This window comes from Streptomyces sp. 3211.6 (assembly GCF_003634815.1).
GTDB lineage: Bacteria > Actinomycetota > Actinomycetes > Streptomycetales > Streptomycetaceae > Streptomyces > Streptomyces katrae_A.
The window spans coordinates 1,511,097-1,532,901 of sequence record NZ_RBXC01000001.1 but is presented as its reverse complement, the minus strand read 5'-3'; the positions used below and the strand labels follow the sequence as shown (position 1 = coordinate 1,532,901).

General features: G+C 74.6%; 20 protein-coding genes. 11 read left to right on the top strand and 9 right to left on the bottom strand.

Going from position 1 to position 21,805, the window contains the following annotated elements; translation table 11 throughout:
• The first annotated feature begins 58 nt into the window (after positions 1–58).
• The 3 genes from tuf to BX286_RS07130 all read left to right on the top strand — a co-directional run bounded on the left by tuf (position 59) and on the right by BX286_RS07130 (position 3,071).
• Positions 59–1,240, top strand: coding sequence for an elongation factor Tu (gene tuf, locus BX286_RS07140; protein ID WP_121014741.1), 1,182 nt, complete (start codon positions 59–61; stop codon positions 1,238–1,240).
• Positions 1,241–1,330: 90 nt separating this feature from the next.
• A complete protein-coding gene (locus BX286_RS07135) occupies positions 1,331–2,191 on the top strand; it encodes a patatin-like phospholipase family protein (protein WP_079424762.1) in 861 nt (286 codons plus the stop codon).
• Positions 2,192–2,279: 88 nt separating this feature from the next.
• A complete protein-coding gene (locus BX286_RS07130) occupies positions 2,280–3,071 on the top strand; it encodes a spermidine synthase (protein ID WP_167747626.1) in 792 nt (263 codons plus the stop codon).
• Between the two features lie 46 nt (positions 3,072–3,117).
• Here the strand turns inward: BX286_RS07130 and BX286_RS07125 are convergent, their stop codons facing one another.
• Positions 3,118–4,404, bottom strand: a complete 1,287-nt coding sequence (locus BX286_RS07125; protein ID WP_079424758.1) for an MFS transporter — start codon at positions 4,402–4,404, stop codon at positions 3,118–3,120.
• A gap of 87 nt (positions 4,405–4,491) precedes the next feature.
• Positions 4,492–5,529 carry a hypothetical protein gene (locus BX286_RS36455; RefSeq protein ID WP_079424756.1) on the bottom strand — a complete coding sequence of 346 codons (1,038 nt, stop codon included), beginning with the start codon at positions 5,527–5,529 and terminating at the stop codon, positions 4,492–4,494.
• Positions 5,530–5,625: 96 nt separating this feature from the next.
• Here BX286_RS36455 and BX286_RS07110 point away from each other — a divergent pair, with 96 nt between their 5' ends.
• Together BX286_RS07110 and BX286_RS07105 are read left to right on the top strand one after the other, a co-directional pair.
• Positions 5,626–6,084 carry a DUF4442 domain-containing protein gene (locus tag BX286_RS07110; RefSeq protein ID WP_187344103.1) on the top strand — a complete coding sequence of 153 codons (459 nt, stop codon included), beginning with the start codon at positions 5,626–5,628 and terminating at the stop codon, positions 6,082–6,084.
• 211 nt (positions 6,085–6,295) lie between these two features.
• Entirely contained in the window at positions 6,296–6,958 is a 663-nt protein-coding gene (locus tag BX286_RS07105) for a DedA family protein (RefSeq protein ID WP_079424754.1), read from the top strand.
• A 42-nt stretch (positions 6,959–7,000) separates the two neighbouring features.
• On the opposite strand, the gene BX286_RS07100 is transcribed toward BX286_RS07105, so the two are convergent.
• Entirely contained in the window at positions 7,001–7,585 is a 585-nt protein-coding gene (locus tag BX286_RS07100) for a gamma carbonic anhydrase family protein (protein WP_187344102.1), read from the bottom strand.
• Positions 7,586–7,717: 132 nt separating this feature from the next.
• On the opposite strand from BX286_RS07100, the gene BX286_RS07095 reads away from it, so the two are divergent.
• A complete protein-coding gene (locus BX286_RS07095; RefSeq protein WP_079424753.1) occupies positions 7,718–8,464 on the top strand; it encodes a DapH/DapD/GlmU-related protein in 747 nt (248 codons plus the stop codon).
• 168 nt (positions 8,465–8,632) lie between these two features.
• Here BX286_RS07095 and BX286_RS07090 read toward each other — a convergent pair whose 3' ends face one another.
• A complete protein-coding gene (locus BX286_RS07090; protein ID WP_121014740.1) occupies positions 8,633–9,499 on the bottom strand; it encodes a DMT family transporter in 867 nt (288 codons plus the stop codon).
• Between the two features lie 107 nt (positions 9,500–9,606).
• On the opposite strand from BX286_RS07090, the gene BX286_RS07085 reads away from it, so the two are divergent.
• Positions 9,607–10,197: a helix-turn-helix domain-containing protein gene (locus BX286_RS07085; RefSeq protein ID WP_079431592.1), complete on the top strand. Its 591-nt coding sequence runs from the start codon at positions 9,607–9,609 to the stop codon at positions 10,195–10,197.
• Positions 10,198–10,203: 6 nt separating this feature from the next.
• Here BX286_RS07085 and BX286_RS07080 read toward each other — a convergent pair whose 3' ends face one another.
• The gene (locus BX286_RS07080) at positions 10,204–10,608 is read right to left on the bottom strand and encodes a CoA-binding protein (protein WP_079424749.1); all 405 of its coding nucleotides are present in this window, start codon (positions 10,606–10,608) and stop codon (positions 10,204–10,206) included.
• A gap of 98 nt (positions 10,609–10,706) precedes the next feature.
• Between BX286_RS07080 and BX286_RS07075 the strand changes: the two genes are divergently transcribed.
• The 3 genes from BX286_RS07075 (at position 10,707) to BX286_RS07065 (ending at position 15,634) form a co-directional block, all read left to right on the top strand.
• Positions 10,707–11,336, top strand: a complete 630-nt coding sequence (locus BX286_RS07075) for a YigZ family protein (protein WP_079424743.1) — start codon at positions 10,707–10,709, stop codon at positions 11,334–11,336.
• Between the two features lie 123 nt (positions 11,337–11,459).
• Entirely contained in the window at positions 11,460–12,626 is a 1,167-nt protein-coding gene (locus tag BX286_RS07070; RefSeq protein WP_121014739.1) for an exonuclease SbcCD subunit D, read from the top strand.
• A complete protein-coding gene (locus BX286_RS07065; protein WP_121014738.1) occupies positions 12,623–15,634 on the top strand; it encodes an AAA family ATPase in 3,012 nt (1,003 codons plus the stop codon). Before BX286_RS07070 ends, BX286_RS07065 begins: the two co-directional genes overlap by 4 nt.
• On the opposite strand, the gene BX286_RS07060 is transcribed toward BX286_RS07065, so the two are convergent.
• A complete protein-coding gene (locus BX286_RS07060) occupies positions 15,624–16,070 on the bottom strand; it encodes an Lrp/AsnC family transcriptional regulator (RefSeq protein WP_121014737.1) in 447 nt (148 codons plus the stop codon). The genes BX286_RS07065 and BX286_RS07060 overlap by 11 nt on opposite strands.
• Before the next feature lie 94 nt (positions 16,071–16,164).
• Here BX286_RS07060 and BX286_RS07055 point away from each other — a divergent pair, with 94 nt between their 5' ends.
• Positions 16,165–16,677, top strand: coding sequence for a rhodanese-like domain-containing protein (locus BX286_RS07055; RefSeq protein WP_079424735.1), 513 nt, complete (start codon positions 16,165–16,167; stop codon positions 16,675–16,677).
• A 76-nt stretch (positions 16,678–16,753) separates the two neighbouring features.
• On the opposite strand, the gene BX286_RS07050 is transcribed toward BX286_RS07055, so the two are convergent.
• The 3 genes from BX286_RS07050 to BX286_RS07040 form a co-directional block, all read right to left on the bottom strand.
• The gene (locus tag BX286_RS07050; protein ID WP_121017592.1) at positions 16,754–18,463 is read right to left on the bottom strand and encodes a DUF885 domain-containing protein; all 1,710 of its coding nucleotides are present in this window, start codon (positions 18,461–18,463) and stop codon (positions 16,754–16,756) included.
• Between the two features lie 35 nt (positions 18,464–18,498).
• A complete protein-coding gene (locus BX286_RS07045) occupies positions 18,499–19,923 on the bottom strand; it encodes a GNAT family N-acetyltransferase (protein WP_121014736.1) in 1,425 nt (474 codons plus the stop codon).
• A 160-nt stretch (positions 19,924–20,083) separates the two neighbouring features.
• Positions 20,084–21,682, bottom strand: coding sequence for an alkaline phosphatase (locus tag BX286_RS07040; RefSeq protein ID WP_398898275.1), 1,599 nt, complete (start codon positions 21,680–21,682; stop codon positions 20,084–20,086).
• Positions 21,683–21,805 lie beyond the last annotated feature (123 nt).

Sequence of the window (21,805 nt, the reverse complement as noted above, 5' to 3'; positions counted from 1 at the left end):
GGGAGGGTCGGTTCGCTCCAGGGGTCCCGTTCCAGCTTCGAGACACGGGAAAGACACCATGGCCAAGACGGCCTTCGCCCGCACCAAGCCGCACCTCAACATCGGCACCATGGGTCACGTCGACCACGGCAAGACCACCCTCACCGCCGCCATCACCAAAGTCCTCGCCGAGCGCGGCGGCGCCTCCTTCGTGCCGTTCGACCGGATCGACCGCGCCCCCGAGGAGGCCCGGCGCGGGATCACCATCAACCTCACCCACGTCGAGTACGAGACCGGCACCCGCCACTACGCCCACGTCGACATGCCCGGCCACGCCGACTACATCAAGAACATGGTCACCGGCGCGGCCCAGCTCGACGGGGCCATCCTCGTCGTCTCCGCCCTCGACGGGGTCATGCCCCAGACCGCCGAGCACGTGCTCCTCGCCCGGCAGGTCGGGGTGGACCACATCGTGGTGGCCCTCAACAAGGCCGACGCCGGCGACCCGGAGCTGACCGACCTGGTCGAGCTGGAGGTCCGCGAGCTGCTCACCGCCCACGGCTACGGCGGCGACGAGGCCCCGGTCGTCCGGGTCTCCGGGCTCGGGGCACTGGAGGGCGACCCGCGCTGGACCGCGGCGATCGAGGCGCTGCTCGACGCGGTGGACACGTACGTGCCGACGCCCGTGCGGTACACGGACGCGCCGTTCCTGCTGCCGGTCGAGAACGTCCTGACCATCACCGGCCGCGGCACCGTCGTGACCGGCGCCGTCGAGCGCGGCACCGTCCGGCTCGGCGACCGCGTCGCGCTCCTCGGGGGCGAGGGCGAGCCCGTGGAGACCGTCGTCACGGGCCTGGAGACCTTCGGCAAGCCGATGGAGGCCGCCGAGGCGGGGGACAACGTGGCGCTGCTGCTGCGCGGGGTGCACCGTGACGGGGTGCGCCGCGGCCACGTGGTCGCCGCGCCCGGCAGCGTGGCTCCGCGGCGGCGCTTCACCGCGCAGGTGTACGTCCTCTCCGCGCGCGAGGGCGGCCGGACGACGGCGCTGTCCTCCGGCTACCGGCCGCAGTTCTACATCCGCACCGCCGACGTGGTCGGGGACGTGGACCTCGGCGCGGCCGGGGTGGCCCGGCCCGGGGAGACGGTCACCATGACCGTCGAGCTGGGCCGGGACGTGCCCCTGGAGGCGGGCCTCGGCTTCGCGATCCGCGAGGGCGGGCGCACGGTCGGCGCGGGGACGGTGACCGAGGTCCTCGGGTAGCGGCCCCCGGCTGTGGTGGCGGCGGTCCGGCTTTGCCAGACTGCCGTCACCACACGGGTGGCCCGTGGGGGGAGCGAGGGGCGGGCGGCGATGAGCGGCGACACGGCACGCGAGACGGCACTGGTGCTCGGAGGCGGCGGGCTCACCGGCGTCGGCTGGGAGTCCGGGATCCTCTACGGGCTCGCCCGCGCCGGAGTGGACCTCACCGGCGCCGACCTCGTCGTCGGCACCTCCGCCGGCTCGGTGGTCGGCGCCCAGCTCGCCTCCGGGCTGCTCACCCCGCGCGAGCTGTACGAACGCCAGCTCGCCGACCCCGCCGGGGAGATCGCGGCGAAGTTCGGCGCGGGCCTGATCGCCCGGTACGCCCTCGCCATGGTCCGTTCGCGCGACGCCGCCGAGTACGGCAGGCGGGTCGGCACCATCGCCCTCGCCGCCGACACCCCCGACGAGGCGGAGCGGCGCGCGGTCCTGGCGGCCCGGCTCGTCTCGCACGAGTGGCCCGAGCGGCGGCTGGTCGTCACCGCCGTCGACGCGCTGACCGGCGAGAGCGCCCTCTTCGACCGGGAGCGCGGGGCCGGGCTGGTGGACGCCGTCGCGGCGAGCTGCGCCGTGCCCGGGGTCTGGCCGCCCGTCACCATCGACGGCCGCCGGTACGTGGACGGCGGCGTCCGCTCCGCCGTCAACGCCGACCTGGCGGCCGGCTACCGGCGCGTGGTGATCCTCGCCCCGCTGCCCGTCGGCGTGGGGAAGCTCCCCTCTCCCGTCCAGCAGGCCGAGCGGCTGCGGGCCGAGGGTGCCCGGGTGCTGCTGATCGTCTCGTCCCCGGAGGCCCGCAAGGCCTTCGGCCGCAACCTGCTCGACCCCGCCCGGCGGGCCCCCGCGGCGCGGGCGGGGCTGGCCCAGGCCGCCGCGCACGTGGCCGAGGCGGCCGCCGTCTGGACGTCGGCCTGAGGGGGCCTGCGGCGGGCCCGACAATGGTGGGGTGAGCGACGAACAGATCCCGGTGATCCGGGAAACGGCCCAGGGCACCGCCAAGCTGATGCCGGACGTGGACCGGGAGCGGGCCTGGCTGCTCACCGTGAACGGGGCTCCGCAGTCCTACGTGGACCTCGACGAGCCGGAGCACCTGGAGTTCGAGTACGTGCGGCGCCTCGCGCACGTACTGGACTGCGCGGCCGAACCGGGGGTGGCGCTGGACCTGCTGCACCTGGGCGGCGGCGCGCTGACCCTGCCCCGCTACGCGGCGGCGGCCCGGCCGGGCTCCCGCCAGACCGTGGTCGAGTTCGACGCGGGGCTGGTGGAGCTGGTGGCGCAGCACCTGCCGCTGGCGGCCGCGGCGCGGGTGGAGGTGCACGCCGCCGACGCCCGGGCCTGGCTGGAGCGGGCCCCGGGGGCGAGCGCGGACGTCCTGGTCGCCGACGTGTTCGGGGGCTCGCGGGTACCGGCCCAGCTGACCTCGGTGGAGTACGCCCGGCAGGCCGCCCGGGTGCTGCGGCCCGGCGGCCTCTACGCGGCGAACCTGGCCGACGGGGCGCCGTTCGGCTTCCTCAAGGCCCAGCTGGCCAATTTCGCCGCCGTGTTCGGGGAGCTCGCGCTGATCGCCGAGCCGGGGGTGCTGCGCGGGCGGCGCTTCGGCAACGCGGTGCTGCTGGCCTCCGACGCCCCGCTGCCGGTGGCCGCTCTGGCCCGGCGGTGTGCCGGGGACGCGTTCGCGGCGCGGGTGGAGACAGGGGAGGGGCTGCGGCGGTTCATGCGGGGCGCGGTCGCGGTGGCGGACGCCGATGCCGTCGCTTCGCCGGAGCCGCCGGAGGGGGCGTTCAGCGTCGGGTGACGGGCGGGGGTCACGCGTGTGGACGGGCGCAGTGACGGGTGGGGGTTCACACGCCGGCGAGGCTGGACCCGGCCGCGGCGGACTTGTCGGGGACCGGCCTGCGGGTGATGTGGCGGACCTCCGGAACGAGGAGGACCAGGGCCGTGGGGACGATCACCAGGGCCGCGCAGCCCCACAGGGCCGGGGTGCGCCCGAAGACGGTCTCGGCCGGGCCGGCCAGGGCGGTGGCCAGGGGGAGCAGGGAGAGCGAGCCGAACCAGTCGTAGGCGGAGACCCGGGAGAACTTCTCCTCGGGGATCTCCTGGTGCATCGTCGTCATCCAGTTCACGCCGAACACCTCGACGGCGGTGCCGCTGACGAGCATCACCGCGCACAGCCCCCAGGCGGGCAGCGGGACCGCGAGGCCCGCCGAGGGCAGCGCCAGCGGGAACACGCACAGGGTGCCGACCAGCAGCAGGCGGCGCGGCTTCCACAGCATCATCAGGACGGCCCCGGCGATCGTGCCCAGGCCGAAGAAGGCCAGGGCCACCCCCCAGGGGGCCGGCCCGCCCAGCCGGTCGCGGGCGACGAGGGGCCCGTACACCGACTCCGCGGCCCCGACGACGGCGACGACGACGGAGAACTGGAGCACGATGCTCCACAGCCAGGCCCGGGAGCGGAACTCCACCCAGCCCTCGCGCAGGTCGGCCAGCAGGCCCCCGCCCGGGGGCCGTTCGGCGATGTGGCCGACGTCGAGGAAGGCGCGCAGGGCGCCCGCGACGGCGAAGGCGGCCGCGTCCACGGCCAGGACCCAGCCGGGGCCGATCGCCGCGATCAGGGCGCCGCCCAGGGCCGCGCCGCCGATGCCCGCGCCGTTCATCGCCATCCGGAAGAGCGCGAACGCGCGGTTGGAGTGCTCGCCCGAGACGCTGGAGAGGAGCATCCCCTCGGCGGCCGGGTTGAAGAACGCCGTGCCGGTGCCGCAGAGGGCGGTGAGCAGCATCATCTGCCACAGCCGGGGCTCGCCGGTGAGGACCAGCACCGCGAAAGCGGCCTGCGAGAGGCAGTTGAGGGCGTTGGCCGCGACCATCACGCGGTGGCGCGGGAGCCGGTCGGCGAGGGCGCCGCCGACGAGCAGGAAGAGGACGAGGGGCAGCGTACGGGCCGCCGCGACGAGGCCGACGTCGCCGCCGGAGCCGCCCGCGTCCATGACGGCGAAGGCGGAGGCGATGAGCGCTCCGTGGCTGCCGAGGTTCGTCACGACCGCGGCGCCGGTCAGCAGGGCGTAGTTGCGGCCCGCCCAGGAGGGCAGGCGGCGTGAGGGGGCGGGGAAGCCGGCGGGGGGAGAGCTCACCCGGGGACTATCCCTGCCCCGGGCCGAGAATCCAAACGAATAACCGGAAAACGGATAATCGGCCCGGGGGTGGGGTGGTGCGTGAGGTCAGTTGCCGAGGAGGCGGACCGAGCTCATGATCTTCTCCTCGGTGGCCTGGTCCACCTCGCCGGGGACCCCGGCCGCGCTCCACAGGACCCAGCTGGCGAAGTCACCCTTGGAGTTGCGGAAGCTGAAGGCGATGCTCTTGCCGTCCGTGGAGCACTTGTTCTCCTTGGGGATGTCGCTGACGGTCGCCGTCGCGTAGTGCCCCTTGAGGCCGGAGAGGGTCGTGAACTCCTTGGACGGGGAGATCTTGACCCTGTCCTCGGGGAGCTTCTGCGAGAAGGCGGCGAACACCCAGGTGCCCGCCTCGCTGTGTGCGGCCCCGGCCGTGTCCTTGGCGCCCTGGCCGCCCTTGGTGCCGGTGCCGGCCAGCCCGGTGCTCTCCTCCTTGCCGTCCTTGTTGGAGTCCACCTTGCACCAGTCCTCCTTGAGGAAGGCGGGTGCGGAGAAGGTGACGAGAGGGGAGCCGTCGCCCTTCTTCGTGTCCTCGAAGCCGGCGATCACCCCGGAGCCGGCCACGTTCCACTCCGGCGGGACGTCGAAGGCGGTGCCGTGCTTCGGGTTCATGACCACCTTCCAGCCCGGGATGACGGGCTTGGCGTCGCCGCCGCCGCGCGGGTTGTCGCTCGGGGCGGGCGGTGCGGCCGAGGTGGCGGGCGCGGAGGAGGCGGCGGCCGGCTTGTTGCTCGCCTGGTTGCTCCCCTTGTCGTCCCGGGTGAGCACGAAGGCTCCGGTCGCGGCCGCCGTCACGACGACCGCCGAGGCGGCCACGATGGCCACGGTCTTCGTCGAGAACGGGCTCCCGCCGGAAGCCCGCGGTGCGGGCGGCTGCGGGGTGGGCTGACCCCACGGCTGGACCGGCGGCGGGGTCTGGTAACCGCCCGCCTGGGGGTAGCCGTAGCCGGGCTGCTGCTGACCGAAACCCGGCTGGGGCTGCTGCTGGTACGGGTTCGGCTGTCCCGGCTGCTGCTGGTACGGGTTCTGTTGCGCGTCCTGGGGGCCCTGCTGTCCCCCGGGCGGCTGCTGCTGTCCTGGCCACATGGCCGGTAACCATAGTGGGAGCGGCCTGCGGGAGCCACGTCCGCCCCCTCGCAGGCTCTGGCCAAGTTCATCTACTCGTGGGTAACATCGCGTGCCATGAGCGCAGAACAGATGAACGTGGGCGAACTGCTCGCCCAGACCGTGCCGATGGCCCGCACCCTCAACCTCGAGTTCCTGGAGACCACCGCGGAGCGCGCCGTCGTCCGGCTCCCGGACCAGCCGGACTTCCACAACCACGTCGGCGGCCCGCACGCCGGCGCGATGTTCACCCTGGCCGAGTCCGCGAGCGGCGCGATCGTCCTGGCCGCCTTCGGCGACCAGCTCTCGCGCGCGGTGCCGCTGGCCGTCAAGGCCGAGATCGGCTACAAGAAGCTCGCCAAGGGCGTCGTGACGGCCACCGCCACCCTCGGCCGCCCGGCCTCCGAGGTCGTCGCCGAGCTCGACGCGGGCGGCCGCCCGGAGTTCCCGGTCACCATCGCGATCCAGCGCGAGGACGAGGCCGTCACGGGCGAGATGACCGTGGTCTGGACGCTGCGTCCCAACGCCACCGCCTGACGGGCCGGTAGCGGGGCGGTGACGTAGCGGGGCGGGCGGCCGCCTGGCGCGCGCCGCGCGCCCACCGTGCGGTTCAGGTCGTCGTGAGGTGTTCGCCGGTCGTTCGCCCCGGGAACCCGTGCTGCGGGCAAAGCCTGTGGTGGGGAGCGGATAGGCTGCTCGTTCGGCGTGTCCCCCGGGCGCGCCGGTGACGACGAGGGAGGGCGAACCGGTGCACGTCCAGGAATGGCTGGAGACGATTCCGGCGATCAGTGTCTATCTCCTGGTGGGTCTGGTCATCGGACTGGAGAGCCTGGGCATCCCGCTGCCCGGAGAGATCATCCTCGTGAGCGCGGCCCTGCTGGCCTCGCAGCAAGGGCACATCGACCCCGTGGTCCTGGGGCTCTGCGCGATCGCGGGGGCGATCGTCGGCGACTCCATCGGGTACGCGATCGGGCGGCGCGGCGGCAAGCCGCTGCTGGAGAAGCTGGGCCGGCGGTTCCCGAAGCACTTCGGGCCGGAGCAGGTGGCCGTGGCGGAGCGCTCGTTCGACCGGTGGGGGATGTGGGCCGTCTTCTTCGGCCGGTTCGTGGCCCTGCTGCGGATCTTCGCCGGGCCGCTCGCGGGTGTGCTGCGCATGCCGTACTGGCGCTTCCTGATCGCCAACGTCCTCGGCGGCATCCTCTGGGCCGGCGGCACCACGGCGGTCATCTACACCGTCGGCATCGTGGCGGAGCCGTGGCTGAAGCGGTTCTCCTGGCTGGCCCTGGTGGCGGCCCTGCTGCTCGGGCTCGTCGTCACGCTGGTGGTCCGCGGCCGGATGAAGAAGGCCGCGGCCGCCGCCCGCGCGGAAGCGGCCCAGCGGGTGACCGCCCCGGCGGGCGCCGCGGACTGACCCACGGCTCCCGGGGCCGCCCGCCCCGGGAGCCCGGCGGCGTCAGGACTCCGGGGTCACCGAGGCCCGGTGCTGCTGCGCCAGCTCCGTGTACATCGCGGCGTTCACCTTGATGTGCTCGCGCTCCTCGGCGGTGAGCTCCCGCCGCACCTTGGCCGGCACGCCCGCGACCAGTGAGCCGGGCGGGACCACCATCCCCTGGGGGACCAGGGCCTGCGCCGCCACCAGCGAACCGGCACCGATCACGGCCCCGTTCAGCACGGTCGCGCCCATTCCGATCAGGCAGTCGTCCTCCACGGTGCAGCCGTGCACGACGGCGTTGTGGCCGATGGAGACCCGCTCGCCGACGGACACCGGGAAGCCGGGGTCCACGTGCAGCGTGCAGTTGTCCTGGACGTTGCTGTCGGCGCCCAGCGTGATCGGGCCGCAGTCGCCGCGCAGCACCGCCGAGTACCAGACGCTGGCGCCGGCGCCCAGGGTGACGTCGCCGACCACGACCGAGGTCGGGGCGGTGAACGCGGTCGGGTCCACGGACGGCCGACGGTCGCCCACGGCCGCGATGAGAGCTCCCTGACCGGCCTGACCACCTTGGCCCGTGTGGCCCGTGTGGCCCGTGTGGTTCGTCATGATCGTTTCCCTCTGTTTCCGGATGCCGCGCTACCGGCACGGTAGGGCACGGGCCGCCCTCGGGCGGCGATGGGGTGAAGATCACAGGAACGCGGTCCCGACGTCCGCCGCGCGGCCCACTACCGTGGCCGGGTGCCGAAGAACCAGAACACGTTCTCATCCCTGGCCGCCCTGCGCCGCCGCGTCGCCAGCCGCGCGGTCCACGCGGGCTGGCGCTGGATGCAGCAGGCCGGCGCGGTCACCGCGCAGAACCCGGGCAGGCTGCGGTTCGGGGCCATCGGCGACGGCACCCGGCTCGCCTTCCCCCAGGGCACCGTCTTCGGCGAGCCGTGGATCCGGATGGGCGGCCACTGCATCATCGCCGAGCAGGTCACGCTGACCGCCGGGATGATGCCCGACCTCGACCTCGGCCCCGACCCCGTACTGGTCCTGGGCAACGGCGTGGTCCTCGGCCGGGGCAGCCACGTCATCGCGGACGCCCGCATCAGCATCGGCGACGACACGTTCTGCGGGCCCGGGGTTTACATCACCTCCACCAACCACAGCTACGACGACCCGCACGAGCCCGTCGGCAAGCAGTGGCCGCGCAGTGCCCCGGTGGAGATCGGCCCGGGCTGCTGGCTGGGCACGGGGGCGGTGATCCTCCCCGGGGCGAAGCTGGGCCGCAACGTGGTGGTGGCCGCGGGGGCCGTCGTACGGGGAGAGGTGCCGGACCACGCCGTGGTGGCGGGGGCCCCGGCCCGGATCGTGCGCCGCTGGGAGCCGGAGACGGGCTGGCAGCCGCCGCTGCGCACCCCGGCGCCGGTGCCGATCCCCGACGGGGTGACCTCGGCGCAGCTGCGCGGCCTGGCGGCGCTGGCGGAGGCCGCGGAGCAGTAGCGCCCCGTCGGCGCGGTCCGGGCGGCGCCGGGCCCGGCGGTGCGGGGCGCAGGCCCGCGGCCTCGGCCCGGCCGGCCTCGGTCCGGCCGGGCGCGGCGTGGGTTCGTACCGCCGAGGGAGGCCCGTGGAGCGGTGGTGAGCCGACGAGGGCCGACGACGGTTCCGGGCTCAGCCGGCCGCCAGCAGGACCGTGCCGGCCAGGGCCAGGCCGGCGCCCGCCGCCTGGATGCTGCGCAGCCGCTCCCTGAGCACGGCGAAGGCGGCGAGAGCCGTGACCACCGGGTAGAGCGAGGAGAGCACGGCGGCCACCGTGACGGGGCCGTTCTGCGCGGCGAGCGAGTAGGTGCCGTTGGCCGCGACGTCCGCCAGGCCCACGAACACCAGCGCGGGCAGCAGCCCCCACAGGACGTGCGGGCCGGTGCCCTCCGGCAGTGCCGGGACGCCGCGCCGGGTCTGCGCCCACAGGGCGGACCCGCCGACGGCGACGTTGGTGACCCGCTGGACGAACAGCGCGAGGAACAGTCCGGTGACGGTGGTGGAGGCCTGCGAGATCAGCGCCATCACCGCGCCGAAGCCGAAGGCGGCGACCAGGGTCAGGACCACCGCCTGCCGCTGGACGGGCGCGCCGCGCAGCTCGGGTCCGCCCGCGAGCACGATGCCGACCACGGCCACCGCGATCCCCGCGAACTGGCCCGCCCCCGGCCGCTCGCCGAGCACCAGCCCCACCCCGACCGGCACGACGACACCGACGGAGCCCAGCGGCGAGACCACGCCCATCGGGCCCAGGGCGAGCGCCTTGTAGAAGCTGAGCATCGCCGCCGGTCCGACCAGGCCCGCCGCCACCGCGAACCACAGCTGCGGGCCGGCCTCCCGCCAGGCGCCGGTGGCGAGGACGACGGAGCCGAGCACGAGGACGGCGGCGATCTGCGAGACCACGACCACCGTGAGCGCCGGAAGGCGGCGCGTCAGCAGCCCGCCGCCGAAGTCGGCGAGGCCCCAGAGCAGGGCTGTGGCCAGGGCGAAGAGGGCGGTCATGGCAGGACCTCGCAGTACAGTTCGGTGAACGGTGGAGTGCAGCATCGAATACACCGCAGGTTAGTTCAGTCTGTTGAACTGTGTCATCCAAAATATTGGACGGAATGGTGTCGGATCTCGAACAGCTCACCCAGGCGCTCGCCCGGAACCTCAAGCGGTGGCGCGGGGAGCGCGGTTTCACCCTGGACGCGCTCGCGGCCCGCGCGGGGGTCAGCCGCGGCATGATCATCCAGATCGAGCAGGCCCGTACGAACCCGAGCGTCGGCACCACGGTCAAACTGGCCGACGCCCTCGGGGTGAGCATCACCACCCTGCTCGACCACGACCGCAGCCCGCAGGTGCACGTGGTGCTCCCGGGGCAGGGGGTCCGGATGTGGTCCGGCGAACCGGGCAGCGAGGCGCGCATGCTGCTGGGCGACGACCGGCGCGGCCCGGTGGAGATGTGGACCTACCGGCTGGAGCCCGGCGACGGCACCTCATCCGACCCGCACCCGGCGGGAACGTTCGAGATGCTGCACGTCACGGAGGGAGAGCTGACCCTCGAGGTCGCCGACGCCCGGCACGTGGTGCCGGCCGGCGGCGCCGTCTCCTTCGAGGCGAACGTCCCGCACGCCTACCGCAACGAGGGCGCGGTGGCGATGGAGATGACCATGGCCGTCTCGATCCCGCCCGTGCAGGGGGCGGACGGCCACCGCTGACGGGGGCTAGAGCGCCGGAATCTCGATGGCGGGGCAGCGGTCCATCACCATCGCCAGCCCGGCCTCGCGGGTCCGGGCGAAGGCGGCCTCGTCGATCACGTTCAGCTGGAACCAGACGGCCTCGGCCCCGGCGGCGACCGCCTCGTCCGCGACCTCACCGGCCAGCGTGCTGTTCACGAAGACGTCCACCACGTCCACCTTGAAGGGGATGGCCTCCAGCGAGGGGTAGCCCGGCTCCCCGTGCACCGTCTCCGCCTTCGGGTGGACGGGCACGACGCGCTTGCCGAACCGCTGGAGCACCTTGGCCACACCGTAGGCCGCCCGGTCCTCGTTGTTGGACAGCCCCACCACCGCCCAGGTGTCGCCGAGCTCGGTGAGGATCCTGCGGATGGTCTCCTGATCGCCGTACACGTGCCGCCTCCTGCTGCCGCCTGCCCCGGCGGATGGTCCCACCGGTTCCGCCGGATCAACGAAAAGGACCCCAGCCCGATTCCCCGTAGGGTGGAGCGGTGAAGGCAGACCAGTACGAGACGGTGGCCCGTGAGGGGTCGCACGAGGCCGAGATCAACCGGTCGCGCTTCCTCTGTTCGCTCGCGCCCGCCGCGACCGAGCAGGAGGCGCAGGAGTTCATCGCGCGCATCCGGCGCGAGCACCCCACCGCCACGCACAACTGCTTCGCCTACGTGATCGGCGCCGACGCCTCCATCCAGAAGGCCAGCGACGACGGGGAGCCGGGCGGTACCGCCGGTGTGCCCATGCTGCAGATGCTCACCCGGCGCGACGTGCGCTACGCCGTCGCCGTCGTCACCCGGTACTACGGCGGCGTGAAGCTCGGTGCGGGCGGGCTGATCCGGGCGTACGGCGGGGTCGTCGGGGAGGCCCTCGACGCGCTCGGTACCGTCACCCGCCACCGCTACCGGCTGGCCACCGTCACGGTCGACCACCAGCGGGCCGGCAAGACGCAGAACGACCTGCGCTCCACCGGCCGCGCCGTGCTGGACGTGCGCTACGGGGAGGCCGTCTCGATCGACATCGGCCTGCCCGAGGCGGACGTGGAGTCCTTCCGGGCGTGGCTCAACGACGTCACCGCGGGAACCGCCGGGTTCGCACTCGGCGGAGAGGCCTACGGGGAGGGCTGAGTCCGGGCGCAGGCGGCCGGGGCGGGGGCGGGGACGGGTTACCTTGGATGGCCGGCGCGCAGGGGTGCGCCGGTGCGGGCGGCAGGCGTGGAGGAGAGCGGACGTGCGGGTCGGAGCGGTCGAGTGAAGTTCCTGCACACCTCCGACTGGCACCTCGGCCGGTCGTTCCACCGCGTGAACATGCTCGGAGCCCAGGCCGCCTTCGTCGACCACCTCGTCGAGACCGTGCGCGAACACGGGGTCGACGCGGTCCTCGTCGCCGGGGACGTCTACGACCGGGCCGTGCCCCCGCTGCCCGCCGTCGAGCTCTACGACCGGGCGCTGCACCGGCTCGCCGACCTCGGCGTGCCCACCGTGATGATCTCCGGCAACCACGACTCCGCCCGCCGGCTCGGCGTCGGCGCCGGACTCATCGGCCGGGCCGGGATCCACCTCAGGACCGACCCGGCGGGCTGCGCCGCCCCCGTGCTGCTGGCCGACGCGCACGGCGACGTCGCCCTCTACGGGCTGCCGTACCTCGAACCGGCCCTGGTCAAGGACGAGTTCGCCACGGAGAAGGTCAGCCACGAGGCCGTCCTCGGCGCCGCCATGGACCGGATCCGCGCCGACCTGGCCGGCCGGCCCGAGGGCACCCGCTCCGTCGTCCTCGCGCACGCCTTCGTCACCGGCGGGCAGGCCAGCGACAGTGAACGCGACATCGCCGTCGGCGGGGTCGAGGCCGTACCCGCCCGCGTCTTCGACGGCGTCGACTACGCGGCCCTCGGCCACCTCCACGGCTGCCAGACGATCAACGAACGGGTCCGCTACTCCGGTTCCCCGCTCGCCTACTCCTTCTCCGAGGCCGACCACCGCAAGAGCATGTGGCTCGTCGAACTCGGCCCCGCCGGGGAGATCACCGCCGAACGGCTCGACACCCCCGTCCCCCGCCCGCTCGCCCGGCTCCGCGGCCGCCTGGAGGACCTTCTGGACGACCCCGCGCTCACCGGCCGCGAGGACAGCTGGATCGAGGCCGTCCTCACCGACCCCGTCCGCCCCCAGGACCCCATGGCCCGGCTCACCGCCCGCTTCCCCCACACCCTCAGCCTCGCCTTCGAACCCGAGGGCCGCCAGGACGACGGCGACGCCTCCTACGCCCAGCGCCTGCGGGGCCGCAGCGACCAGGAGATCGCCGAGGACTTCGTCGCCCACGTCCGCGGAGGCGGCACCGCCGACGAGGCCGAACGGGCCGTCCTGCGCGGCGCGTTCGAGGACGTACGGGCCGAGGACGGCCGTCTGGAGGCCGGCCGATGAGGCTGCACCGGCTGGAGATCACCGCCTTCGGACCCTTCGCCGCACCCCAGAGCATCGACTTCGACGCCCTCTCCGGCGCCGGGATCTTCCTGCTGCACGGCCCCACCGGCGCCGGCAAGACCTCCGTGCTCGACGCCGTCTGCTACGCCCTGTACGGCTCCGTGCCCGGCTCGCGCCAGGCCCCCGGCACCACCCTGCGCAGCGACCACGCCGCCCCCGGCACCCCGACCGAGGTCACCCTCGAACTCACCGTGGGCGGCCGCCGCCTCGAGATCACCCGCCGCCCCGAACAGGACCGCCCCAAGAAGCGCGGCACCGGCACCACCAAGGACAAGGCCCAGTCCTGGCTGCGCGAGCACACCGGGGCGGGCTGGACCGCGCTCAGCCGCTCCCACCAGGAGATCGGCGAGGAGATCGAACAGCTCCTCGGCATGAGCCGCGAGCAGTTCTGCCAGGTGGTCCTCCTCCCGCAGGGCGAGTTCGCCCAGTTCCTGCGGGCCGGCGCCGAAGCCCGCGGCCGGCTCCTCGGCCGCCTCTTCGACACCCGCCGCTTCGCCGCCGTCGAAACCCTGCTCGCCGAACGCCGCCGGGCCGCCGAGGCCAAGGTGCGGGCCGGCGACGAGAAGGTGCTCGCCGCCGCCCAGCGCCTCGCCCAGGCCGCCGGGGACAGCGCCGACCTGCGGGCCTGGCCCCTGCCCGCCCACCAGCCCGGCGACCCCGGCCTCGCCGGCGCCGTCCGGGCCTGGGCCGCCGTCGCCCGCTGCTCCGCCCGCGAGCGGCTCACCGTCGCCGAGTATGCCCTGGCGGCCGCCGAGGGACGGCACGCCGCGGCCCGGCGCGCCGCTGACGAGGCCCGGGAACTCGACCGGCTCCAGCGCCGCCACGCCGAAACCGCCCGCCGGGCCGACCTGCTGGCGCAGGCCGAGCCGGAGCGCGCCCGGGTGCGGGAGCTGCTGGACCGGGCCCGCCGGGGCGCCCTCGTGGCCCCCGCCCTGGAACTGCGCGGGGCCGCGGCCGCCGCCCACCTCACCGCCGCGCACGCCGAGAGCCTGGCCCGGGCGGAGCTGCCCCCCGCCCTCGCCGGGGCGGGCGCCGAGCAGCTCGGCGCCGTCGAGCAGCGCCTGCGCGAGGACCTCGGCGCGGCCGGCGCCGCCCAGCGGGCGGAACAGCGCAGCGCCGAGATCGGCCGCGAGCGGGCCACGCTGGAGCGCGAGTCCCGTGACGCCGACGAGCAGCACCAGGAGTCCGCCGAGTGGCTGGCCCGCTGGGAGGCCACCCGCGCCGCCCTGCAGGAGCGGGTCGACGCCGCCCAGCAGGCCCTCACCCTCGCCGAGCAGCTCGCGGGCCGGCTGGAGCCCGCCCGGACGCAGCTGGCCGCCGCCCGGCGCCGTGACTCCCTCGCCGCCGACGCCGCAGCCGCCGCCGCAGAGCTGGACTCCGCACGCGAGGAGTCGTTCGCCGCCAAGGAGCGCTGGCTGGACCTCAAGGAGGCCCGGCTGCGCGGCATCGCCGCCGAGCTGGCCGCCGCCCTGACCCCGGGGGAGCCCTGCACGGTGTGCGGATCGGCGCAGCATCCCGCTCCGGCCCGCCCCGCCCCCGGCCATGTGGACCGGGCCGCCGAGGACGCCGCCCACGCCCGCTTCGAGCAGGCCGAGGAACGCCGGACGGCCGCCGAACGGCGCCTCGCCGCCGTCCGGGAGGCCGAGGCCGAGGCGGCCGGCGCCGCGGGCGACGCCACCACCGCCGAACTCCTCGCCCTCACCGCCGACCTGAGCGCCCGCCACGCCACCGCCCACGCCGAGGCCGCCGGACTCCACACGGCCCGCGAACGCCTCGCCCGCGCCGAACGGGAGCACGAGGCGCGCAGCTCCGACCGGCTCGAGGCCGAGCGCCGGGCCGCCGCCCGGGCCTCCCGGCGCGAGGCCCTTGACGAGGAACAGGCCGCCCTCGAAGCCGAACTCGTCCTCGTCCGGGGCGACTCGCCCAGCGTCGCGGCCCGTGCCCGCACCCTGGAGGACCGCATCCGGATGGTCACCACGGCCGCCGCCGCCCTGCGCCGCGCCGAGGAGACCACCGCCCGGCTGAAGGAGGCCGACGACCGGCTCGCCGACGCCGCCTTCAAGGCCGGCTTCGACACCACCGAGGCGGCCGCCGAGGCCGTGCTCCCCGAGTACGAGCGCACCGCCCTCCAGCACCGCCTGGACGCCTGGCAGGCCGAGGAGGCGATGCTCGCCGACCGGCGCGCCGAGACCGACACCGCCGCGGCTGCCGCCCTGCCCCCGGCCGACGCGGCCGCGGCCGAGGCCGCCGGGGAACGGGCCGCCGCCCGGCTGCGCACCGCCGCCTCGGCCGTGGACGCCGCCCGCGTCCGCTGCGCCGAACTGGACCGGCTCTCCCGCCAGGTCGAACAGGAACTGCGCGCCCTGGGCCCGCTGCGCGAGGCCTACGAGCGCGTGGCCCGCCTCGCCGGGCTCACCGCGGGGACCTCCGCCGACAACGAGCGCAAGATGCGGCTGGAGTCGTACGTGCTGGCCGCCCGGCTGGAGCAGGTCGCCGCCGCCGCGACCGTACGCCTGCTGCGCATGTCCGGCGGCCGCTACACCCTCGTCCACTCCGACGCCCGGGCGAGCGGTCGCGGCCGCTCCGGCCTGGGGCTGCACGTGGTGGACTCCTGGACCGGCAGCGAACGCGACACCGCCACCCTCTCGGGCGGCGAGACCTTCTTCGCCTCGCTCGCCCTGGCCCTGGGCCTGGCCGACGTGGTCACCGACGAGGCGGGCGGCATGCGCCTGGACACCCTCTTCATCGACGAGGGCTTCGGCAGCCTCGACGACCAGGCCCTCGACGAGGTCCTCGACGTCCTGGACTCGCTGCGCGAACGCGACCGCAGCGTCGGCATCGTCAGCCACGTCGGCGACCTGCGCACCCGGGTCCAGGCCCAGCTGGAGATCGTCAAGCAGCGCGGCGGCTCCGTGGTGCGCCACCGCACCGCCGGGGTCACGGACTGAGCGGCCGGCGCGCCAGCGGGGACGAGTACACGATGCTGGTCGTCACGGGGCCGAGGCCCGCGATCCGGCCCGTGACCTCCTCCAGGTGCGCCATCGAACGGGCGGCCACCTTGAGGACGAAGCAGTCGTCGCCGGTGACGTGGTGGGCCTCCAGGATCTCCGGGGTCGCCTCCAGGAAGTCGTGGAACGGCTTGTAGTTGCCGTGCGGATAGCGCAGCCGCACCAGCGCCAGGATCGCCTTGCCGAGCTTTTCGTGGTCCACGACGGCCGTGTAGCCGGTGATGATCCCGGCCTCCTCCATCCGGCGGACCCGCTCGGTGACGGCGCTCGCGGACATGGACACGGCACGGGCGAGTTCGGTGAAGCTGGCCCGGCCGTCCTGCTGGAGGACCGCCAGGATGCGCCAGTCGGTGGCGTCGGGGGAATATCCGGTCATGGCGGAGGTCTAGCAGGGGATTCCCCGGCCGGACAAGGCGAAGGCCGGGGAATCCCACTTCCCGGAATGATCAGGGGTTCGTAGATTTTGAGCCATGACGACGACGAACACCACGACCGCCCCCGCCCCCGCCAACCCCGTGCTCCGGGTCCCCCCGGCCAGCCCGGCCGCGGCCGCCGCCTACTTCGCGGCCAGCCTGGCCTTCCACGCGGACGTGTCCGACGTCGCCGCGGCCTTCAAGGCGCACCGCGAGCAGGGGGCCGACCTCGGCTTCCAGCTCGTCGACTCCCGCTCCACCCCGTCCTGGGACCAGGCCCACGTGCCCGGCGCGGTCCACCTGCCCACCGCGCTGATCCCCGAACAGGCCGAGAAGCTCCTCGACAAGAACCTCCCCGTGGTCACCTACTGCTGGGGCCCGGGCTGCAACGGAGGCACCCGCTCCGCCCTCGCCCTGGCCGAACTCGGCTTCCAGGTCAAGGAGATGCTGGGCGGCATCGAGTACTGGATCCGCGAGGGCTTCGAGGTCGAGACCTGGGAGGGCCCGCAGCAGCGCGCCGAGGCCGACCCGCTGACCGCCCCGACCGACTCCGACGACTGCGGCTGCTGAACCGCCCCCGCGTACGACGGCCGCCCGCCTCCCCTTCCGAGGGGGAGCGGGCGGCCGTCGGCGCGTCCGGGAGGGATCAGAGCCGCGAGAGCTCGTCCACGAGGTCGTCCAGACCCAGCGAACCCTGCGACAGCGCCGCCATGTGCCAGGCCTTCAGGTCGAAGGACTCGCCGCGCGCGGCGCGGGCGTTGTCCCGGCCCAGCAGCCAGGCGCGCTCGCCCAGCTTGTAGCCGATGGCCTGTCCCGGCATCGACAGGTAGCGGGTCACCTCGCTCTCGATGAAGTCCGCCGGCCGGCCGCTGTGCCGCCCGAAGAACTCCTGCGCCAGGTCCACCGTCCACCGCTCGCCCGGGTGGAACGGCGAGTCCGCCGGGATCTCCAGCCCCAGGTGCATGCCGATGTCCACGATCACGCGCGCGGCGCGCATCATCTGGCAGTCCAGGTAACCCAGGCGCTGCTCGGCGTCCTTGAGGTAGCCCAGCTCGTCCATCAGGCGCTCCGCGTACAGCGCCCAGCCCTCGGCGTTGGCGCTGACGAGACCGACGCTCGCCTGGTAGCGCGAGAGCTGGTCGGCCACGTGCGTCCACTGGGCCAGCTGGAGGTGGTGGCCGGGAACGCCCTCGTGGTACCAGGTGGAGACCAGGTCGTACACGGGGAAGCGGGTCTGGCCCATCGTGGGCAGCCAGGTGCGGCCCGGGCGGGAGAAGTCCTCCGACGGGTTGGTGTAGTACGGGGCCGCCGCGCCGCCCGAGGGGGCGATCTTGGACTCGACCCGCTTGACCCGCTCGGCGAGCTCGAAGTGGGTGCCGTCGAGGTTCTCGATGGCCTCGTCCATCAGGCCCTGCAGCCAGGCCTGGACCTCGTCCACGCCCTCGATGTGGGTGCCGTGCTCGTCCAGGTGGCGCAGCACGTTCCACGGGTTCGGCTCGTCCGGGAGGATCTTGGCCGCCTCGGCCTTCATCTCCCCGAGCAGGCGGTGGTACTCGGCCCAGCCGTAGGAGTACGCCTCGTCCAGGTCCAGGTCGGTCCCGTTGAAGTAGCGCGACCAGCGGGCGTAGCGCTCGCGGCCCACCGGGTCCGGGGCGCCGGCGACGGCCGGGGCGTACACGTCGCGCATCCAGTCGCGGAGTTCGGCCACGGCCGCGGTGGCGGTCGCGGCGGCCCCGTCGAGCTCGGCGCGCAGGGCGTCGGGGCCGGCGGAGACGAACGCGCCGAAGAAGTCCCGTTCCCCGTCGCCGTCCTGGCCGGCCCAGGTGGTGAGCTGGCCGATGAAGGTGGCGGTGGGGCGCGGGCCGGCGAGCAGCCCGCGCTCCAGGCCGAGGGCCAGGCACGCGCGGTAGCCGTCGAAGGCGGCCGGGACGGCGCGCAGCCGCTCGGCGATCGCGGACCAGTCCTCCTCGGTGTCGGCGGGGGTGAGGGTGAAGACCTCGCGGACCTCGTGCGCCGGGGAGTGGATGTTGCTGACGGCGCGCAGGTCCTCGTCGGCCTCGTGGACGGCGAGTTCGGCGTTCAGGCGCTCGCGCAGCAGACGGCCGCAGCGCCGCTCGGCGTCGGTGTCGGCGCCGGGCAGCCGCTCGGCCTCGTCGAGCCGCGCGAGGGTCTCGCGCGACAGCCGGGCGGCCGCGGCACGGCCGGCGGGCGAGAAGTCCGGGAGCTTGCCGGAACTGGCGGCGACACCGAGGTAGGTGCCGATGATCGGGTTGATGGCGATGAGCTCGTCGACGTAGGCGTCGGCGACCTGGCGGGGCAGAAGGGCTGCGCTGTCGCTGTGGAGGGTCTCTGACATGCGGACATCTTCGTACGGAGGGCGCCCCGCCGTCATCACCATACGGGCTTGTTCTCCTGTCGGAGCGCGGATTCCCGGCGCCTGACGGCCTTCACCCGCTCCAGCCGGGCCGTGATCACCAGGGTGCCCTCCTCGATCTGGTAGTCGAGGGGCAGGCCGAGGCCGCGCATGGCGGCGACCATGCCGGTGTTGGAGGCCTGGGTGACGGCGTACACGCTGTCGGAGCCGGCCTCGACGGCCATCGCGAGGAGCCGGCGCAGCAGTTCCGAACCGATGCCCCGGCGCTGCCAGTCGTCCTCGATGAGCAGGGCGACCTCGGTCTCGTCCCCGTCCCACAGCAGGTGGCCCAGGGCGACGAGCCGGCCGGAGGCGGTGGTGGCGGCCAGGGTGCGGCCGAAGCGGGGGCTGAGCAGGTGGCCGAGGTAGCGGTCGGCGTCGGCGACGGGGCCGTGGTAGCGCAGGGCGAGGGTGCGCTCGCTGCACCGGTCGTGCATGGCGCGGGCGGCCGCGAGGTCGGAGCCGTCGGCGCGGCGGACGGTGATCTCGTTGCCCTCGGGGAGGGTGAGCACGTCCTGGCTGCGCGGGACGCGGGGACCCAGACGGGCGTCCAGCTCGACCAGGGCGCGGGCCCGGGCGAACTCGGTGGGGGTGAAGGGCAGATACGGGCGCTCCACGGTGATCGCGCCGCCCGAGGGGTCGCGCAGCCGCATCACCGTGGTCTCCAGGACGCCCTCCACGGGGGCGTCGCCGCCGGTGTTGGGGCGGCCGGAGAGGGTCGTGGCGGGGATGGACCGGATGGTGCAGCGGCCCAGCAGCTGGCGCAGTGCGAGGGGGAGTTCGGCGGCGTCCAGGGCGGTGCGGGTGGCCAGGCCCAGGACCCGGGTGGGGGTGTCCACCAGGTCGTGGGCGTCGGCGCGCTCGATCCAGGTGCTGCGGCCGCCGGCCCGGGCGACGGCCCGGGTGAGGTCGGCGCTGGCCAGGTCCCGGGGGGCGCGCAGCAGGAACTCGTCGGCCGTGCCGCCCTCGGGGAGGGGGTGGGTCTGGAGGGTCAGGATGTCCACGCCGGCCCGGGCGAGGGCCGTGCACAGCGAGGCGAGGCTGCCGGGTTCGTCGCGCACGGTCGTCCGCATCCGCCACAGGGCGCCGGCCGTGGCCGGTGCGGCGGTGGCGGGGGCTTCCTGCGGGTCGGGCGCGGGCGGACCGGAGGCCGGCGCGCCACCGGGCGGCGGCGCATGGCTGTGCCGGCGGGCCCACCAGGTGTGGAAGGCCGCCGTGACCAGGAGCGCGACGGCCGAGGCGACCAGCAGGAGCGGGCCGCTCGGGCCGTGCGCGACGAGGTTGGCGATGCCGTCGGCGACGGCCACGGCGCAGAAGAGGGCGGCGAGTTCGACGAGGTCCCGGCGCCAGTGGTGGTGGCGGTGGGCACGCGGGGCGCGGGAGGCAGGGGTACGGTCAGTCATGCAGACCACTCTGGCGCCCGGGTGTTGCGTGATCGCGAACGGTCTGTGACCGACTGGTTAAGTGTCGATCTGGCCGGTTTCTCCCGGTTTTCCAGCCGATTTCAGCTGAACCGTCCTGGTCGGCCGGGTGTTTTCACGAGGCTCACGTGGCTCACGACGCTCACGGCTGTCCCACGCGGCCCGGCTGGAGCACCCGGGTGAAGAGTACGCCGCCTCCCTGGCGGCGCAACCGCACGGTGAGCTCCCCGCTGTCGCCGTCGATCTCGACCTCGCCGTAGTACGGGGGGTTCTCCGCCGGGGACATGTTCGCGACCGGCGCCGACTGCACGTACTCGGTGCGCGGCCCGAAGGTGGCGTCCAGCTTGCCGGCCGGGAAGCCGCCCGCGCCGATGGGCCCGGAGACGAACTCCCAGAACGGGGCGAAGTCGCCGAAGGCCGCGCGCTCGGGGGCGTAGTGGTTGGCGGCGGTGTAGTGGACGTCGGCGGTGAGCCAGAGGGTGCCCGTGATGTGCTGGTGCTTGATGTGGCGCAGCAGGTCGGCGATCTGGAGCTCGCGCCCCAGCGGGGCCCCCGGGTCGCCCTGGGCGACCGCCTCGAAGTCCACGGCCCCGTCGGGCACCACGATGCCCAGCGGCATGTCGGCGGCGATCACCTTCCAGGTGGCCCGGGAGCGCGACAGCTCCCGCTTGAGCCAGGCCAGCTGTTCGGTGCCGAGGATGCCGACCGGGTCGTCGCTCTGACGGCCGGGCGAGTTGGCGTCGCGATAGGTGCGCATGTCGAGCACGAACACGTCCAGCAGCGGGCCGTGCCGCAGCACCCGGTACATCCGCCCCTCCGCGCGCCCGCCCCGCAGGTCGGTCACGGGGAAGTACTCGCCGAAGGCCTGGCGGGCACGGGCCGCGAGGGTGTCGACGTCCTTGACGGTGTAGCGCGGGTCGTCGAGCAGCTGGCCCGGGTACCAGTTGTTGCGCACCTCGTGGTCGTCCCACTGGGCCAGGACCGGGACCTGGGCGTAGAACTCGCGCAGGTTGTGATCGAGCAGGTTGTAGCGGAAGTTCCCGCGGAACTCGGCGAGGGTCTCGGCGACCTTGGCCTTCTCCTCGGTGGTGACGTTGTGCCAGACGCGGCCGTCGGGCAGGGGCACGGCCGCCTTGAGCGGCCCGTCGGCGTAGATGGTGTCGCCGCTGAAGAGGAAGAAGTCGGGGTCGCGCAGCCGCATCTCGTCGAAGACGCGGTACCCGCCCAGCTCCGGGTTGATGCCCCAGCCCTGGCCCGCCAGGTCGCCGGACCACAGGAAGCGCACGCTCTGGCGGCGGGAGACGGGGGTGGTGCGGAAGCTGCCGCGCACCGGCTCGCCGCAGCGGCGGGGGTCGTCGGGGTCGGTGAGCACGACCCGGTAGTGGAGCTGCCGGCCGGGAGGGAGGTCGCGCAGGGTGGTGGTGCCCGTGAAGTCGGTGGCCGGCCCGAGGAAGGGCCCGCCGTGGCGGTGGACGCCGTAACGGAACGACTCGCTCGGGGAGGTCTCGACGTACATCCGCGCCGGCCGGTCGGAGCGCGTCCACACGGTGGCCGAGTGCGCGGTGATCTCCCCGGCCTGGACGCCCCAGAGGGCGGCCGGGCGGCCGGAGCGGGTGAAGGCGGGGACCCGCGGCGAGGCGGCCAGTGCGGGCGCGGCGAGCGCCGTGGACAGGGCCAGGCCCACCGGCACGGCGAGTGACCCGCCGAGCAGGGACCGTCGGGTGTGCGGCATCGAGGCCATGGGGGCGTCTCCAGGGACGGCAGGGGGATGGCCGGACCAGTGTGCCGTCGCACACCGGACCGGCCGGGTCGCCCACGCGAACCGTGGATGAACACCCGTCAGCCGATCACGACCGGCGCGGCC